The sequence below is a fragment of the Undibacterium sp. Di27W genome (assembly GCF_049340345.1).
In the GTDB taxonomy this organism is placed as follows: domain Bacteria; phylum Pseudomonadota; class Gammaproteobacteria; order Burkholderiales; family Burkholderiaceae_D; genus Undibacterium.
In genome coordinates this window covers 1-283 of record NZ_JBMPOS010000157.1, presented here as the reverse complement: position 1 = coordinate 283, position 283 = coordinate 1, and the positions used below count along the sequence as shown (strand labels likewise).

The window sequence follows — 283 nt, the reverse complement described above, 5'->3', positions numbered from 1 at the left end:
CCTGCATGCCGATGAGACACCGGTGCCGCAACTTGATCCCGGCAAGGGCAAGACCAAACGGGCGTATTTATGGGCTTACTGCAGCACTGCGTATGATGAAGGTCCACCTATCACGGTCTTTGATTTCCAGCCTGGCCGCAGTGGCAGCCATGTCCAGCACTTCCTCAGTGGCTGGCAAGGGTATCTCATGGTGGATGACTATGCGGGCTATAAAGCCTTGTTTGCCAATGGCATCACGGAACTGGCTTGCCTGGCACATGCCAGACGCAAATTCTTTGATTTG

The 283-nt window shown here is 54.4% G+C and carries 1 protein-coding gene; it reads left to right on the top strand.

The window, feature by feature from the left end; translation table 11 throughout:
* Nucleotides 1–283: IS66 family transposase (locus ACO0LF_RS31725; protein WP_423021431.1), on the top strand; the 283-nt coding region annotated here is incomplete at both ends.